Source organism: Micromonospora sp. WMMB235, from assembly GCF_001855515.1.
GTDB classification, from domain to species: domain Bacteria; phylum Actinomycetota; class Actinomycetes; order Mycobacteriales; family Micromonosporaceae; genus Micromonospora; species Micromonospora aurantiaca.
Genome location: NZ_MDRX01000001.1, coordinates 47203 through 63180, shown reverse-complemented (window position 1 = coordinate 63180; position 15978 = coordinate 47203). Strand labels below are relative to the sequence as shown.

15 protein-coding genes are annotated in these 15978 nt (G+C 69.1%); 7 read left to right on the top strand and 8 right to left on the bottom strand.

Translation table 11 applies throughout. The annotated features are described in order from the left end of the window. Window positions 1-39: 39 nt before the first annotated feature. From BFV98_RS00320 to BFV98_RS00310, 3 genes are all read right to left on the bottom strand, one after another. Window positions 40-459 (bottom strand): ester cyclase, encoded by a 420-nt coding sequence (locus BFV98_RS00320; RefSeq protein WP_071094313.1) that lies wholly within the window; start codon window positions 457-459, stop codon window positions 40-42. A gap of 69 nt (window positions 460-528) precedes the next feature. After that, window positions 529-1281 carry a class I SAM-dependent methyltransferase gene (locus BFV98_RS00315; protein WP_071094311.1) on the bottom strand — a complete coding sequence of 251 codons (753 nt, stop codon included), beginning with the start codon at window positions 1279-1281 and terminating at the stop codon, window positions 529-531. After that, window positions 1278-1892 (bottom strand): NADPH-dependent FMN reductase, encoded by a 615-nt coding sequence (locus BFV98_RS00310; protein ID WP_071094309.1) that lies wholly within the window; start codon window positions 1890-1892, stop codon window positions 1278-1280. Before BFV98_RS00310 ends, BFV98_RS00315 begins: the two co-directional genes overlap by 4 nt. A 128-nt stretch (window positions 1893-2020) precedes the next feature. Here BFV98_RS00310 and BFV98_RS00305 point away from each other — a divergent pair, with 128 nt between their 5' ends. Beyond that, window positions 2021-3256, top strand: coding sequence for a nucleotide disphospho-sugar-binding domain-containing protein (locus tag BFV98_RS00305; RefSeq protein WP_255367942.1), 1236 nt, complete (start codon window positions 2021-2023; stop codon window positions 3254-3256). Between the two features lie 163 nt (window positions 3257-3419). On the opposite strand, the gene BFV98_RS00300 is transcribed toward BFV98_RS00305, so the two are convergent. Both BFV98_RS00300 and BFV98_RS00295 read right to left on the bottom strand, forming a co-directional pair. Next, entirely contained in the window at window positions 3420-4856 is a 1437-nt protein-coding gene (locus tag BFV98_RS00300) for an NDP-hexose 2,3-dehydratase family protein (protein ID WP_030268091.1), read from the bottom strand. 127 nt (window positions 4857-4983) lie between these two features. Next, window positions 4984-6093, bottom strand: a complete 1110-nt coding sequence (locus tag BFV98_RS00295) for a DegT/DnrJ/EryC1/StrS aminotransferase family protein (RefSeq protein WP_013476228.1) — start codon at window positions 6091-6093, stop codon at window positions 4984-4986. A gap of 178 nt (window positions 6094-6271) precedes the next feature. On the opposite strand from BFV98_RS00295, the gene BFV98_RS00290 reads away from it, so the two are divergent. After that, on the top strand, window positions 6272-6982 hold the full coding sequence (locus tag BFV98_RS00290) for a trans-aconitate 2-methyltransferase (RefSeq protein WP_071094305.1): 711 nt from the start codon (window positions 6272-6274) through the stop codon (window positions 6980-6982). A 15-nt stretch (window positions 6983-6997) separates the two neighbouring features. Here BFV98_RS00290 and BFV98_RS00285 read toward each other — a convergent pair whose 3' ends face one another. From BFV98_RS00285 to BFV98_RS00275, 3 genes are all read right to left on the bottom strand, one after another. After that, a complete protein-coding gene (locus BFV98_RS00285; protein WP_030268087.1) occupies window positions 6998-7984 on the bottom strand; it encodes a Gfo/Idh/MocA family protein in 987 nt (328 codons plus the stop codon). An 84-nt stretch (window positions 7985-8068) separates the two neighbouring features. Beyond that, window positions 8069-9994, bottom strand: coding sequence for an AfsR/SARP family transcriptional regulator (locus BFV98_RS00280; protein WP_236619458.1), 1926 nt, complete (start codon window positions 9992-9994; stop codon window positions 8069-8071). A gap of 289 nt (window positions 9995-10283) precedes the next feature. Then, complete coding sequence (locus BFV98_RS00275; RefSeq protein WP_071098694.1) at window positions 10284-11054, bottom strand: response regulator transcription factor; 771 nt, start codon at window positions 11052-11054, stop codon at window positions 10284-10286. 198 nt (window positions 11055-11252) lie between these two features. Between BFV98_RS00275 and BFV98_RS00270 the strand changes: the two genes are divergently transcribed. The 5 genes from BFV98_RS00270 to BFV98_RS00250 all read left to right on the top strand — a co-directional run bounded on the left by BFV98_RS00270 (window position 11253) and on the right by BFV98_RS00250 (window position 15921). Continuing rightward, on the top strand, window positions 11253-12239 hold the full coding sequence (locus tag BFV98_RS00270; protein ID WP_013287140.1) for a daunorubicin resistance protein DrrA family ABC transporter ATP-binding protein: 987 nt from the start codon (window positions 11253-11255) through the stop codon (window positions 12237-12239). A gap of 53 nt (window positions 12240-12292) precedes the next feature. After that, on the top strand, window positions 12293-13060 hold the full coding sequence (locus BFV98_RS00265) for an ABC transporter permease (protein WP_255367941.1): 768 nt from the start codon (window positions 12293-12295) through the stop codon (window positions 13058-13060). Window positions 13061-13168: 108 nt separating this feature from the next. Further along, a complete protein-coding gene (locus BFV98_RS00260) occupies window positions 13169-13492 on the top strand; it encodes an antibiotic biosynthesis monooxygenase (protein WP_013287142.1) in 324 nt (107 codons plus the stop codon). Continuing rightward, the gene (locus tag BFV98_RS00255; protein ID WP_013287143.1) at window positions 13489-15090 is read left to right on the top strand and encodes an FAD-binding oxidoreductase; all 1602 of its coding nucleotides are present in this window, start codon (window positions 13489-13491) and stop codon (window positions 15088-15090) included. The genes BFV98_RS00260 and BFV98_RS00255 overlap by 4 nt, the downstream gene beginning before the upstream one ends. Window positions 15091-15093: 3 nt before the next feature. Then, entirely contained in the window at window positions 15094-15921 is an 828-nt protein-coding gene (locus BFV98_RS00250; RefSeq protein WP_030268078.1) for an NAD(P)H-binding protein, read from the top strand. Window positions 15922-15978: the final 57 nt, after the last annotated feature.

The window sequence follows — 15978 nt, the reverse complement described above, 5'->3', positions numbered from 1 at the left end:
GAGGCCGTTTCGCACTGCCGGCGCTGCCCGGCGTGACGCTCAGAGCGCCGGTGCCGGGTGGCCGAGTTCCCGGAACAGCGGGGCGAAGTCGAATATGTCCCAGTGCTCGACGACCTTGCCCTCCTCGTTGAAGCGCAGCTCCTCGAGGTAGTGCCAGGTGACCTTCCGCCCGGTCGCCGGTATCCCGGCGAACTCACCGCTGTGCGTGGCGGTCGCGGTCAACCGGAGCATCACCCGGTCGTCTTCCGCGAGGATGCTCTTCACTTCGAGTCGCAGGTCTGAGAAGGACACCAGCGAGCCACGCATCGCCGTCAGGACGAGCTCGGTGTCGTGCGGCTCGCCGTCCAGGTTGTAATGCGTGACGTCGGGCGCCCAGTGCTCAGTCACCCCCGACACGTCTGCCCGGTTCCAGGCGGCGACCATCTGCAGGCAGCGATTCTTGTTCTCCAGCGGCGACATGCCAACTCCTCATGCTCTGGGGTCTGCCGGGTTGCCGCCGATGCTGGCACCCGGCGCTCGGAAAGGGCTTCAGTCCTCCTGGTGTCCGGCACAGCCGACGAAGAGGCCACGGCCCGACTGGCTGCCCTCGAGGTAGCGCACGCTCAATCCCGCGCCCCGGAATGCCTTCTCATACGTGTCGCGGGGGAAGAGCGTGATGCGATGCTGCTCGACGAAGTGGTGGACGCCGCCGGCGGGGCGAGCGACGATGTAGTGGACCTCCATTCGGGAAGCGTCGCCGTCGCGCTTGGAGTGCGAGAGGCGTACGACGGTTGTCCCGTCGGCCTCGACAAGGGATGCCGACACGTATCCGTCGAGGTAGGTGTCCGGGAACCACCAAGGGTCGATCGCGACCACACCGCCGGGCGAGAGGTGCGCCGCGAAGCGCCGCAGGGCCGCGTTCAGCTCCTCGACGTCGGTGAGGTAGCCCACGGAGCCGAACATGCAGGTGATCACGTCGTACCGCTCGCCGAGATGGAAGGAGCGCATGTCGCCGTGGTGCACGACCGCCCCCGGGGTGTTCGTGCGGGCCGCCTCGACCATCGCAGGGGACAGTTCCAGGCCCTCCACCCGGTCGAAGAGCCGAGCGAACGCGCGCAGGTGCGCACCGGTGCCGCAGGCGACGTCGAGCAGGGTCGCAGCGCCGGGCAGCAACGCCCGCGCCTGCTCGGCGACGAACGCGGCTTCCTCGTCGTAATCCTTGCCTCGGGCACGGTGCACCAGCTCGTACACCTCGGCCTGTTCCTCGCCGTACATGCCGGCCTTCGGCACCGATGTCGTCATCGCCGCGCTCCCGCCACGGTCGGCCGCACCCGACGGCGGGCGGCGACGAGTACCTGATCCAGCAGAATCTCCAGAGTGGCCCGAGTACGGGGGTCGGCGGGCGCTCCGGTCGTGTCCAGTTCGGCGCGCTCACCGGACAGGGCGAGGCCGAGCGGGGTCGGCCAGCCGCGCAGCGCGTGCGCGATGGTCCGCAGGGTGGCCAGGGTGGAGTGCGCGCCCTGTTCCCCGGAGGAGATGGCAACGCAGCCGATCGGCCGGTCGCTGAGGAACGGCTCACGGGCGTCGGCGAGGTCGTTGGCGTAGTCGAGAGCGTTCTTCAGCAGGCCGGAGACGGTGCCGTGATACGTGGGTGAGAGGAGCACGACCCCGTCGGCACGGGCGAGGGCCGCCACGATCCGTGGTACCCGCTGCGGCCCGTCCCCGCGGTGTGGCCGGTAGAACGGCAACTCGAGGTCGGCGCCGCGCAGGCACGTGACGACGGCTCCGTCCTCGGCGCATCTACCAGCACACCACACGGCAAGCCGGCCGGTGCGCGACGATGCGCACAGCGAGCCACCGATGAGTACGACCTGGGGAGGCGGATGGTTGCTGCGGTGGGGTGGTCCAGGCATCGACGGACCTCTTTCTGTCGTGCTGAACGTCGTGTCATGGCGACTCTGCCCGGCTCCGGTCGGCGACGCATCGACGCCCGCTCGAGCACCTTTCGACCGGATGTGGCCAGGATGGCGACGCGCAGGCCGTGCGCATCCGTATCGAGGGAGCTGCGGTGAAGGTCCTGTTCACGGTGTCGTCCTGGCCCACCCACTACGCTGTGATGGTGCCGATCGGCTGGGCACTGCAGGCCGGCGGGCACGAGGTGCGCGTTTTGTGCACCCCGTCGCAGGTAGCGCCGCTGTGCGCAGCGGGGCTGATTCCGGTGCCGATTCTGGACAGTCCGTCGGACGAGATCCGGCTCCGCCTGCAGTACTTCATGGAGGCGGTCGACGGGGTATGGCCGTACCCGTGGCCGCCGTTGCATCCGATCACCGGCGCGCAGCTGGACGGCTTGGACGACTTCGACCTGACCGGGTTTCGCGAGCGTCAGCTCCCGGAGGTCGCCGCCCGGGCCGCGGCCAGCTTCGACGCCGCGGTCGAGTACACGACGGCGTTCCGGCCGGACTTCGTGCTGCACGACCCGGCGAGCTTGGAGGGCCTGCTCGCCGGCCTCGTCACCGGCGTCAAGACGGCCATGGTGCTGTGGGGTCCGGTCGGTCCGGCCGAACCAGAGCACATGCGGATCGTGCCGGATGACATCAGCGGCTCCTTCGCCCGCTACGGTCTCGGCCCGTTCGACGCCGGCATGATCAAGACGGTCGTCGACCCGTGCCCGTCATCGGTCGAACCGCCGCTGGCGGCCGAGCGGCTGCCGGTGCGCTACGTCCCCTACAACGGCACCGCCCCGGCTCCGACGTGGCTGCTCGAACCCATCGACCGTCCGCGGGTCTGTTTGTCCTGGTCGACGGCGTTGCGCTCGATGTCGGGTCCCCGCTCGTTCGTGCTGCCCGAGGCAGTGCGTGCGCTCGAAGGCCTGGACGCCGAGGTGGTGCTCACCGCGACCGCGCAGGACGTGGCCGAGCTCGGCCCGGTGCCGCCGACGGTGCGGGTACTCGAGCGGCTTCCGTTACGGCTGTTGCTGCCGACGTGCTCAGCGGTTGTCCACCACGGAGGCGGCGGCAGCACCCTGACCTCGCTCTGGGCGGGCGTGCCACAGGTGCTGCTGACGTTCGCCTCCGAACAGGCCGCGTCGGCGACCCGGGTGGCCGCCGCCGGCGCCGCCGTTCAGCTGCCGGGTCACCTCGTCGACGCCGCCGCGATCCGCCGTGCCATCGACGAACTGCTCGCCGACGGGTCGTACAGGCGGTCGGCCGTGCGGCTGCGCGGAGAGATGGAGCAGCGGCCGACGCCCGCGGATCTCGTAGACCTGATCGGCGTCTGACTCTCTGCTTCCTCGTCCGTGACAGCTCTCCGGCTCCCTGACGGCGATCATCGAAGCTGCACGTGTCGAGCGGACCGGGTGGCGGCACTGCGGATACGGCTGCGGTTGCCGCTCAACGACACCGACGACCGCCCCGCCTGACCGCCGGGCGGCCGGCGGGTGCTCAGGTGATCAGGCTGTGCAGGCAGGCGAGCATGCTGCGCGCCTGGACGCTCAGGTAGTGGCTGTGTCGCAGCAGCGCCACAAGCTGGTGCACGGCGATCCAGCGGAACGCCCGATGCTCCAGTTCGGCGCCGCGACTGGTCTCGACGATCATGTACCGGTTGAGCGCGTGGAAGAATCGACCGCCCTCCTCGGACAGCACGGTGTCGAAGTGGATCTGGTCGGCAGGCGCGTTGAGAAAGTCTGGGAGGAACCGCGGCCGGTCGCCGGGTGGCAGCATCTCGTGGTTGCCGGGGATGCACTGCACGGTGGGACCGAGTTCGACGACGTCGAGATACCCGGGCTCGACTCTGGCCTGCACGAGGACGTGCAGCACGCCGCCGATGTCCTGCACCAGGAGTCCGATCAGCCCGGTGCCGACCGGCTCGATCATCGGCTGCGTCCAGTGGGCGACCTCACGCCCGCCCGCCGAGACGCCGACTCCGATGACCGAGAAGAACCGGCCGCTCTCGTGGACGATCGCGTCCTCGGTCCGATGCCAGCCGGTCACCTCGTTCAGCGGGATCCGCCGGGTCTCGACGTCGAGCCCGCAGCGCATCTCGGTGATCCAACTGAGGACCTCGCCCGTGGTGTGCAAGCTGCCGGCGGTCTCGTCGCAGGCACGGATCAGCGACTCGCGGATCGCGCCGCCGCCGGGCAGCACCCTGTGCACACCGGCGCCAGCGAACGGCAGGCATGACAACACGGTGCGTGCGTCCATGTTCACCAGATCGTCTGCGCTGAGCAAGGCATGGATCTGGCCGAGCGTGAGCCAGCGGAACCCGTCCAGCACCTCGACGTCCCCGGTCACCTCGACGACCATGTTCCGGTTGCGCTTGCGGTAGAACCAGGACCCCTGCTCGGACTGGCGTACATCGCCGATCACCCGGTGCATACCGGGGTGGCGGAAGTAGTCCAGGTACGGCACGGCACGGCCGTTGTGTACCCGCGTGTAGTTGCTTCGGGTCGCCTGTACGGTCGGCGACAACTGCAGGCCGTTGCCGTTGCCCGGTTCCACCTTCGCCTGCATCAGGAAATGCAGTACCCCGTCGAACTCCTTGGCGATGATGCCGAGAATTCCGATCTCCGGCTGGTGGATGATCGGCTGGCGCCAGTGGGCGACCGGCCCGCCGGGAACCGCCACGTCGATGCCCTGCACCACGAAGAACTTGCTCAGGTCGTGGCGGATGTCGCCGGTCGCCGGGTCGGTGTGCCAGCTCTTCAGCGCTGACAACGGAATCCGGCGTACGTCGGTGTACGCGCGCCGGGCGAATTCGTCAAACCAGCCCCGGACGTCCGCAACGCCGGCGCCGTCACGGACGAGAGCCGAGCGGGCTAGGCGCAGGTGGATCGGCTCACGATCGACCCGTAACGTCGTGGCAGGGGGCAGGACAGGCATGCGGCAGTCCTCCGTCGTCGTTACCAAGTGCGAAGTCTCGACGGTCGCGCACCCGTCACGGGTAACCGTCGACGATGGCTGGATCCGCGCTCTACTGGCGCGCGAGCAGGCTCGCGCACCGGCCCGGTCACAGCTTGGCCAGAACCTTTTGGAGCGCATCGATGATCCGGTCCTGCTTCGCCGGCTCCAGCGCGGGATACATCGGCAGCGAGAAGATCTCCCCCGCCAGCTTCTCCGTGATCGGCAGGGCGCCCTCGGCATAGCCCAGATGCGCGAAGCCGGTCATCGTGTGCACCGGCCAGGGATAGCTGATGTTGAGGTTGATGTCGTACTCGCGCAGAGCGGCGATGATCTCGTCCCGCCGGGGATGGCGCACCACGTAGACGTAGTAGACGTGCTCGTTGTGGGGTGCGACCACCGGCAGCGCGAGGTCCGTCCCGGCCAGCGCGGCGGCATACCGGTCGGCCACCGCCCGCCGGCCCGCGATGTAGCTGTCCAGCCGGCGCAGCTTGCGGCGCAGGATCTCCGCGTGGACCTCGTCGAGGCGGCTGTTGTGACCGGGCGTCTCGACGACGTAGTAGCGCTCCTCCATGCCGTAGTACCGCAGCCTGCGCAGCCGCCGGGCCGTCTCGTCGTCGCCGGTGACGACCGCTCCCCCGTCGCCGTATGTGCCGAGCACCTTGGTGGGGTAGAACGAGAACGCGCTGGCGTCACCGGTCGTTCCGGCCAGCCGGCCGCGGTGGCGCGCGCCGTGCGCCTGCGCGCAGTCCTCCAGCAGGATCAGATCGTGGGCGTCGGCGAGCGCGCGCAGTTCGGTCAGGTCCACGCACTGTCCGTACAGGTGAACCGGCAGGATGCAGGTGGTCCGCGGGCCGACCACGCTGCTCACCGCTGAGTTGTCCATCAGGTACGTGTCACTGTCGACGTCGACGAAGACCGGCACCGCGCCGACCGAGTCGATCGCGACGATCGTCGGCGCTGCAGTGTTCGACACCGTGATCACCTCGTCGCCCGGGCGGACCCCGGCCGCCTGCAGCGCGAGCTTGATCGCGTTCGTGCCGTTGTCGACGCCGACGCAGTGGGCCATCCCGTGCCAGGCCGCATACTCCGCCTCGAACGCCTTTACGCTCTGGCCCAGCACCAGTTGACCGGACCGGAACACGGTGTCGACCGCGTCGAGGATGTCGTCCCGCTCGGTCTCGTACTCGCCGAGGTAGTCCCATACGTTGTCGCTCATCGATGCGCCGGCCCCTCATCCGTTCGCTGCGCCAGGCTAGGTCGGCACGACGTTCGCAGCACGCGCTCGGGAACCGCTGCAACGCGGCTCGATACACCTTGGTGAGCCGTTCAGCACGCCGCGAGCGGGCTCTGCCAGGGTTCTTGGCCGACACCCTCCCCTTTTCGCAGGAGCGCCGATGTACAGCGCCGATCTGGCCGACGTGTACGAGCGGATCTATCAGAGCCGGGGCAAGGACTGGGGCGCCGAAGCCGTCCTCGTCGACGAGGTCGTGCGCCGGCACCGCCCGGCGGCGCGCACGCTGCTCGACGTCGCCTGCGGAACCGGGGCACATCTCGAAGCGCTGTCCCGCCGATTCGCGCACGTCGAGGGCCTCGAACTGGCCGAACCGATGCGGGAGCGGGCCAGGCTGCGGCTGCCCGGCGTCCACATCCGGGCCGGCGACATGCGCGACTTCGACCTGCACACCACCTTCGACGCGATCACGTGCATGTTCTGCTCGATCGCGTACGTGGACACGGTCGAGGAGATGCGCACCGCCATCGGTTGCATGGCGCGGCACCTGGCGCCCGGAGGGGTCCTGGTCGTCGAGCCCTGGTGGTTCCCTGAACAGTTCATCGAGGGCTACGTGGCGGGTGACCTGGCCCGTGGTGAGGACCTCACGATCGCCCGGATCTCCCACTCGACACTCGACGGCCGGGCCACCCGGATGGAGGTCCGGTTCCTGGTCGCCGACGAGTCGGGTATCCGCGAGTTCGTGGAGATCGACCGCCTGACGCTGTTCACGCGTGAGGAGTACGAATCAGCTTTCCGCGATGCCGGATGCTCGATCGAGTTCCTCCCCGGCCCGCCGACCGGGCGCGGCCTGTTCGTCGGTATCCGACAGTGAGGGCGTGCGGCACCGTCATCCGGCCGCACGCAGCATTCTCGCCGGGGAACCGGTCACGCGTGCCACGTCGCGGACCGCCTCGACCAGTTGGGCCTGCCGCAGGGTGGCCCGCTCCTCGATCGGCCCGTCGACACCGGAGCGAACCGCCTGGACGAACGCCCGCACCGCGTTGCGTACCTGCGGGTCGGCCGGCATCGCCAACTCGGTGGCCTGATCCTGGCGTTCCACCCGGACCGGCGGTTTCAGCTGGTCCGGCGGCGTGAACGCCCGGTCGACGGCGATCCGGCCGGTGCTGCCCCACAGCGCGTACTCGCACCGGTAGGAGTGGTCGAAGCCGAACGCCAGCTGTACCGCCACGCCGTCCGGCGCGGCCAGCAGGGCGGATCCGGCCACGTCGACGCCGGTGGTCTCGTCGTACCGCAGCGTGGCGGCGAGCACCTCGAGTTCCGGCAGGAACAGCTGCGCCGCCCGCAGCGGGTACACCCCCACGTCGAGCAGTGCGCCGCCGCCGAGGGCCGGCTGGTAGCGGAACCCGGCCGGATCGAGTGGCGGCACACCGAACGAGCTGGAGAACACCTGCAGCCGGCCGATGGCGTTGGCGGCGACCATGGCCCGGACTGCGTCGTGCTGCGAGTGGTGCAGGAACATGAAGTTCTCGGCGAGGACACGTCCGCGTTCGCGGGCGACGGCCATCAGTTCGACCGTCTCCACGTGCGTGGTGCACAACGGCTTCTCGGCGAGCACGTGTTTGCCGGCCTGCAGCGCCTCCGCCACCCACTCGTAGTGCAGCCGCGGCGGCAGCGGGATGTACACCGCCTCGACGTCGTCGCGCTTGAGCAGATCGCGGTAGCCGGTCACCGCCGCGCAGCCGAACCGGCCGGCGACCTGTTCGGCCTTGGACCGGCTCCGGCTGGCCACCGCGACGACCTCGACACCGTCGAGCCCTGCGATCGTGGGCATCAACCGCCGGATGGCGATGTCGGCGCACCCGAGCACGCCCATCCGAAGCACAGAACCGGATCCAGACAACGGGCACCTCTCAGCGCGGGCGTACGTGCGAACCAAGGCGACCCTGGCGGGCACGCCTCATCGGCTGCTCGACACCCGCTCGATCGGGTTCGGCGGCAACTTACGCATCGTCGACAGCACCGAGTCGAGCCGTTCCCGGGCGTACAGGTGCGCCACCCTCGGGAACGAGTAGTGCAGCTGGTCTCGGGCGCCGGGTACGACACTCACCTTCAGCAGGTGGTTGTCGGCGAACCGCTCCAGGAGCCGCTCCGCCGGCGGGACCTCCCAGCCGAGCAGGTCGGCTACGGCCTCAGCGGTGAACTCCCCGTGCGGCAGCATGCTCAGCAGCCGGAAGGTGCTCTGCTCCACCCGGTTGAGCAGGTCGTAGCTCGCGTCGTATGCCGATCGCACATCCAGCTCGCCGAGGCACAGCTCGTCGAGTACCTCGCGCGATCTCTGCAGATGCTCGGCCATGCCGCTGAGCGAGCGGGCCGGTACCGCGGCGAGCCGCGCGCCGATGCACCGCAACGCGAGCGGCAGCCGGCCCACCATGTCGACGAGGGTGCGGGCGGCCCGCTGTTCGCGGTCGACACGGTCCCGGCCGATGATGCGGGCGAGCAGCTCCAGACTCTCGGCGTGGTCGAACACGTCGAGATCGATGTTCCAGAGGCCGCCCAGCCCGTACAGGCGGCGACGTCCGGTGACGACGACCGCGCACCGCGGGTCGCTCGGCAGCAGTAGCCGCACCTGGTCGACGGAGGCGGCGTCGTCGAGAAGCACCAGGAGTCGTCGTCCCGCCGTCGCCGACCGGTACGTCTTGCACCGCTCGGTGAGGTCGTCGGGGATGTGCTCCTCCGCCAGACCCAGCGTCCGCAGAAAGCCGTGCAACACCTCGGCCGGGTCCAGGGCCCGGCCTGAGGAGCCGTTGAGGTCGGCGTACAGCTGACCCCCGGGGTACGAGCGCCGCAGCCGGTGCGCCAGGTGCGTCGCGAGGGCGGTCTTGCCGACACCGGGCATGCCGGTGATGAACCCGATGCGGGTCGCGGTCCGCGACCCGACGTCCGCGTCCATCGCGAGGTGTGCGCCGAGTTCGGCGAGTACGCCGGCCCGTCCGGTGAAGTCCGCGATGTCGGTCGGCAGCTGGGCGGGCCGCGGCAGCTGACTCGCCGGGGCGGTGGGCACGGGCCGGGGCTGTTCGGACACCGTCCGGCGACCCGGAGCCGGCTCGGCGGGCGTCTGCCCGCCGGCGACGATCCGCTCACGTGCCGGCGGCCCGGGCTGGCTCGGCACCATCGGGGCGTCGGACAGCAGCGAATGGTGCAGCGCGCCGAGGGCGTGGCCCGGTTCGAGCCCAAGGTCCTCGATCATTCTGCCGCGCAGGGTCCGGAAGACTTCGAGGGCCTCCTGACGGCGGCCGGAGCGGTGCAGTGCCAGCATGAGCGAAGCGTGCAGCTGCTCGTCGAGCGGGCGGGTGAGGACGAGGGCTTTCAGTTCACTGACCAGCTCGTTGTGCCGGCCGAGGGTGAGATCGGCCTGAATGCGCAAATCGAGGATGCGGGCCCGGAGTTCTTCGAGGCGGGTCACGTACGAGGTGAGCAACGCGCCGGGCACCACGTCGACCAACGCGGCCCCGCGCCACAGGGCGAGGGCACGGCGCAGCGTCGTCGCGGCCCGCTCGGCGTCATCGGCCTCCAGTAGCGCGCGTCCCTCGGCGGCGTCGGTCTCGAACCGGTACAGGTCGACCGCCTCGTCCGGGACGTTGAGCAGGTAGCCACCCGGTTTGGTGGACAGGATCGGCTCCGACCCGCACCCGACCAGGGCCCGGCGCAGCTTGTACACGTAGGTCTGCAGGGTCGTCATCGCGCTTGCCGGAGGGTCCTGCTCCCACAGCTCGTCGATGAGCTCGCCGGTCTGCACGAGGGCGTTTCGACGCAGCAGGAGAAGCGAAATGACCTGGCGCGGCTTGGGTGCGGTAGGAACGACCTCCCGTCCGTTGGCGTACATTTCCAGAGGCCCGAGCACTCGAAAGTCCATTGAGTCCCCCAAACTCGACGTTCGGTGTAGACGAGGTCGAGCGTAAACGACCTTTACACCGCAGGCCAAAGACTCGGGACCGCAGTGCACAAAGGAAGCAGAGAGTGGTATCGAAAGTAGTAGAGCGTCGATATGGGCATTTCAGAGGTGGCGTTGGCGACGAGTTGGGCGCCCAATTTGTTGCATGCATGTAAACATATTTTGCAGCCATCTTGGGAATGCTGGACAGCCGAGAGATTGACCGGCCTTAAGGCCCCTGTCAATTCTTGGTGCGACTACGAAAGGGCCGCACCGCCCCTGCGACGAGGCCCGGCCGGGAGGAATTGCGGGCGCCCGGAGGTTGAATGATCGAGGCGGCCACCGCCTTGTTGACGGCATCGATTCGCGAGACCGCGCTGAGCTTGGCGAAGATGTTGCGCAGGTGCCGCTTCACGGTTGTCTCCGCGAGAGACAGACGGGTCGCGATCTGTGCGTTGCTGAGGCCCTCGGCGGTAGCAGCGAGCACTTCGAGTTCGCGCGGCGACAGCACTTCGTCGCGCCGGCCGTAGACATGGTCGAGGCTGCTGCGCGAGACTCCGAGCACGACCCGGGCCCGATCGCGCGAGACGGCTCGGACCGCGCTCACCAGGTCGTGCCGCGCCACGCTCTTGTGCAGATAGCCCCGCACGCCGACCTCGAGCAGATCGCGCACCAGCTCCGGGCCATCGAGCATGCTCAGGATGATGACGGCCGTGTCGGGTGACCCCTCCCTGATCCGGCGCACCGTGCCGACGGGGTCGCCACCCGGGATCTCGATGTCCAGCACGACGACATCGGGCCGGACCGCCGTCGAGACGGTCACTGCGGTGACGCTGTCACCGGCCTCGGCGACGACCGACAGATCCTGCTCGGTCTCGAGGATCTGGCGCACCCCGTGCCGGATGAGGTCGTGGCCATCCACGATCATCAATGTCGTCGGGCGGACGTGACCAACAGGCGACCCCATCGCCGGTGACGTCGAGTCGGGCTCCGATCGTGAATCGATCTTCATCAACACCTCAGCGAGTCGGTGAGCACCCGCCAGCCCCCGCCGGAAACATGCCCCTGTGAGTGAAAAGAGTACGTCGATGCCTTACGAAAGAGTACCAGCGAAGCCCATTCTGCCAAGAGATCGAATCTCAATGGAACATCAGTGTTCCATTACTGGAGTTTCGTGTGCTAGATTCAGGGCGCCGAGAGGAGGCGCAGCATGCCGACCAGACCTGCGCTCATCGCCCGTGACCTGTGCAAGAAGCTAGGCAAGACGAAGGCGTTGGACGGCTTCGACCTCACGGTCATGGAGGGCACCGTGTGTGGCCTTCTCGGCCCGAACGGCGCGGGCAAGACCACCGCGGTGCGCATCCTGACAACCCTGCTTCTGCCCGACAGCGGCAGCGCGACCGTCGCCGGGTTCGACGTGGTACGCGAGCCCGCCCGGGTGCGCTTCCAGATCGGACTCACCGGGCAGCAGCCGACCGTCGACGAGATGCTGACAGGCCGCGAGAACCTGCGCATGTGGGGCCGCCTGTACCATCTTCCGGCCCGGGCGGCGCGGATCCGCGCCGACGAGCTGCTGGAACAGTTCAGGCTCACCGACGCAGCCGACAAGCAGGTTCGGCACTACTCCGGCGGCATGCGCCGCCGGCTCGATCTTGCCATCGCGTTCATCCTCGCCCCACGGTTGCTCTTTCTCGACGAGCCGACCACCGGCCTCGACCCTCGGAGCCGCAACGAGGTCTGGAACGCCGTGCGCATGTTGACCCACGGCGGTACCACCGTTCTGCTGACGACGCAGTACCTCGACGAGGCCGACCAGCTCGCCGATCAGATCGCCGTGATGGCCCACGGCCGCGTGATCGCCGACGACACCCCGGAGCAGCTCAAGTCGACCCTCGGCGGCGACCAGCTCGACATCGTCGTGCGCGACGCCGCTGAGCTGGCCGCGGCTACCGCCCTGGTGGAACGCGTCACGACGCAGAGTGCGCACAGCGAGCCAGACACCCGCCGCATCAATGCTCCGGTCAAAGACCGGGTCGGCACGCTCGTCGAGGTGACGCGCCGGCTCGCTGAGGCCGGCATCGACGTCGCTGACATCGCGCTGCGCAGGCCGACCCTCGACGAGGTGTTCCTGCGGCTGACCGCAGACCCGGCGCAGGAGGGCATACCCATCGATCAGACCAAGGAGCCGGTCGGATGAACCCGACGGTCGTATCGTCGCCGGACCGCCTCACCGGACACCTGCGCTGGACGTTGACCGAGAGCTTCGTCATGTGGCATCGCAACCTGATCAGCTGGGTTCGCGTGCCGATTCAGATGGCATACAGCCTGTTCTGGCCGGTTGAGATGGTCGTGCTGTTCGGCTTCGTGTTCGGCGGCGCGATGGCCGTCGACGGGGTCGACAACTACCGCGAATACCTCATGCCGGGCCTGTTCGGCCAGACCATGCTCTTCGGCATCGTCACCACCCTGATGACGGTCGCCAACGACAGCTCCAAGGGGGTGACCGACCGCCTCCGCTCGATGCCGATCTCGCGTTCGTCGGTCGTGCTCGGGCACTGCTTCACCGGAATGTTCCACTCCTTCCTCGAACTGGTCAGCCTGATCCTGTGCGGCCTGGCCATCGGCTGGCGCTGGCACAACGGCTGGGAGAGCGCCGTTCTGGCGGTGCTGCTACTGCTGTTGCTGCGATACTCGCTGATCTGGGTGGGCATCTACATCGGACTCCGGCTCTCCCCGGAGGCCGCCGGGTCGTCGTTCGTGGTGCTGTTTCCGGTCTCGCTGCTGGCCAACACGTTCGTGTCGCCGGAGCAGATGCCGACGTGGCTACGGGTCATGTCCGAATGGAACCCACTCTCGGCGACCATCGGTGCCAGCGCCGAACTGTTCGGCAATCCCGGGCGCACCGGTGGTTCCTGGGCCGCGGACCACGCCACCCTTCTGGCCATCGTCTGGCCGCTGGTGATCACCGCGGTCTTCCTCCCGCTGGCCGTGCGCCGGTGGCGCAACCTGAGCCGGTGACGCGCCGGCCGACCAGCGATCGTCGATCCCCGCGCGAGGCGTCCCTGCCAGCCTGACCGGCGCCGGGCCCGGTAGGCCCGACGCCGCACCGTAGCGAAGGGCGATCAGGTGGCAGGTAACGAACCGACCGGACCGGTAGCACCGGTCACATTCATCAACCGCTTCACGGTGCACGCGTCCGCGGAGGAGTTCGAACGGACGTTCGCCGCGACCACCGCGTTCATGGCCGCGCAGGACGGCTACCTCGGCAACACGTTGCTGCGACACACGACCGACGAGCAGAGCTACGTCAACATCGCGGTGTGGCGCGACGCCGAACGATTCCACAACGCGCTGGCACAACCCGGATTCACCCCGCACGCCCGCGCCCTGCGAGCCCTGAGCAGCAGCGAACCGAACCTGTACCGGGAAGTCGCCGGAGAGCAGCGATGACCCCGTTGACCCGCCGCCGGTTGCTCGGCGGATCGATCGTCGCGGGCGGCTCCGCACTCGTCGGCGGTATCGGCGCGCCCGGCGGCGCCGCGGCCGCCGGCTGCGCACCCGAGTTCGGCGCGGTGAGCGTCGGGCGCGACGACCCGCGCTACCAGGAGCTCACGATCCGGGGCGCGAACCGCCGCTTCACCGGCACACCCGACTCGGTACGGCTGGTGAATACCCCCGCCCAGGTCGTCGAGGCGGTCCGGGACGCCCGGCGCACCGGAGCCCGGCTCGCGGTGCGCAGCGGCGGGCACTGCTTCGAGGACTTCGTCGACAGCCCCGAGGTTCGCCTGGTCATCGACGTCTCCGAGATGCGCGGCATCTCCTACGACCCGGTGCACCGGGCCATCTCCGTGCAGTCGGGAGCAACGCTGGGCCAGCTGTACCGGACGCTGTACCTCGCGTGGGGTGTCACTCTGCCGGCCGGCGTCTGCCCCAGTGTCGGAATCGGCGGGCACCTCGCCGGCGGTGGCTACGGCACGCTGGCGCTACGGCACGGGCTCGCGGCCGACCATCTCTACGGCGTCGAGGTCGTCGTCGTCGATGCGTCAGGACGGGTGCGCACGGTCGTCGCGACCCGGGCGCCGAACGACCCGAACCGCGACCTCTGGTGGGCGCACACCGGCGGCGGCGGCGGGAACTTCGGCGTCGTCACCCGCTACCTGCTGCGCTCCCCCGGCGCGACGGGCGCCAGCGCAGCCGCCCTGCTGCCCCGGCCGCCCGCCACGCTGCTGCACGCCGCGGTCAACTGGAACTGGAGCGACATCAACGAGCAGATCTTCCTCCGCCTCGTCCACAACTTCTGCCGGTGGCACGAGGAGCACGGCGGCGACGGGACGACCGACACCGGAATCGACGCGGGAATCTTCCTCTACCATAAGATCAACGGTCAGATCCAGCTCGGGGTGAACGTCGACGGCACCCGCCCGGATGCCGACGCGCTGCTCACCGGATACCTGGCCGCGCTGTCCGACGGACTCGGCATCACCAACACCGAGGAACGGTCGGTGACTCCGTGGCTGAAGGCCACCCTGTCGATGCCGCCTGCCGGCGACTACTCGTTCAAGGCCAAGGACGCGTTCCTGCGTACGGGCTGGACCGGCGAACAACTGTCCACCCTGTACCGCTATCTGTCCGAGGGCAGCTACGAGTTCTACGGCAGCAATGCCTTCATCGGGTACTTCGGCGGGAAGGTGAACACCGTCGATGCAGCGTCCACGGCGATGGCGCACCGCGACGCGCGCTTCGCCTCGGTGATCCAGTCGGTGTGGTTCACGCCCGAGCAGGAGACCAAGCTCCTCACCTGGGCCCGCGAGTGCTACCGCGATGTGTACGCCTCCACCGGCGGCGTACCGGTGCCGGGTGAGGCCTACAGCGGTACCTACATCAACTACCCGGACGTCGACATCGCCGATCCCGCGTGGAACCGGTCAGGGGTGCCCTGGCATGCGTTCTACTACCGCGACAACTATCCACGGCTGCAGCGGGTCAAGCGGACATACGACCCGCTCGACGTGTTCCACCACGGGCTATCCGTTCGGGCCTGGGAGTAGACGATGAGGATTCTGATCACCGGTGCGACCGGCAACGTGGGCCGGCACCTCATCGCGCATCTCCTCGCCCTGCGCGTCGAGGTACGCGCGCTGACCCGCCAGGAACCAGCCGTCGCCGGGTTACCCGCGGGCGTCGAGATCGTCCGGGGCGACCTCGCGGCACCGGACACCCTCGGTCCCGCCTTCGACGGCGTCGACCGGATGTTCCTCTTCCCGGTCGCGGAAACCGCCGGGGCGGTGGCCGAGCGCGCCCGCGCCGCCGGGATCCGCCGCGCCGTCGTGCTCTCCTCGGACGCGGTCACCGACGGCACCGACACCGTCTACCACCTGCCGGTGGAGCGCGCGATTGAGAAGTCCGGCCTCGAGTGGACCCACGTGCGGCCCGGCGAGTTCGCGCTCAACAAGCTGGACACCTGGGGTCGCTCGATCCGCGAGAAGGGCGTGGTGCGTGCGGCCTACCCGGCGGCGCGCGGCGTACCGGTGCACGAGGCCGACATCGCGGCCGTCGCGGCGGCGGCGCTCACGAGCAACGACCACGTGGGCGCCGCGTACCGCGTGACCGGTCCGCAGCAGCTGACGCCGGGTGAGCAGGTGGCCGCGATCGCGACCGGCATCGGCCGTCCGCTCACGTTCATCGAGGTGAGCCCGGCGGAGGCACGCGCGGACCTGATCGGCCTCGGCTTCCCGGAGCAGATCGCCGACTACCTCCTCGCCTTCGAGGAGCGGTGGGTCGAACATCCACCGCAGGTCTCTCCCGATGCCGAACGGGTGATCGGCCGCCCGACCCGCACGCTCGCCGAATGGGCCGCCGACCACGTCGCGGACTTCTGACCGGACTCCCGAGAGAAGACCGGGTCGCTGTGTTCGTCGGTCACCTGACCGACGAAC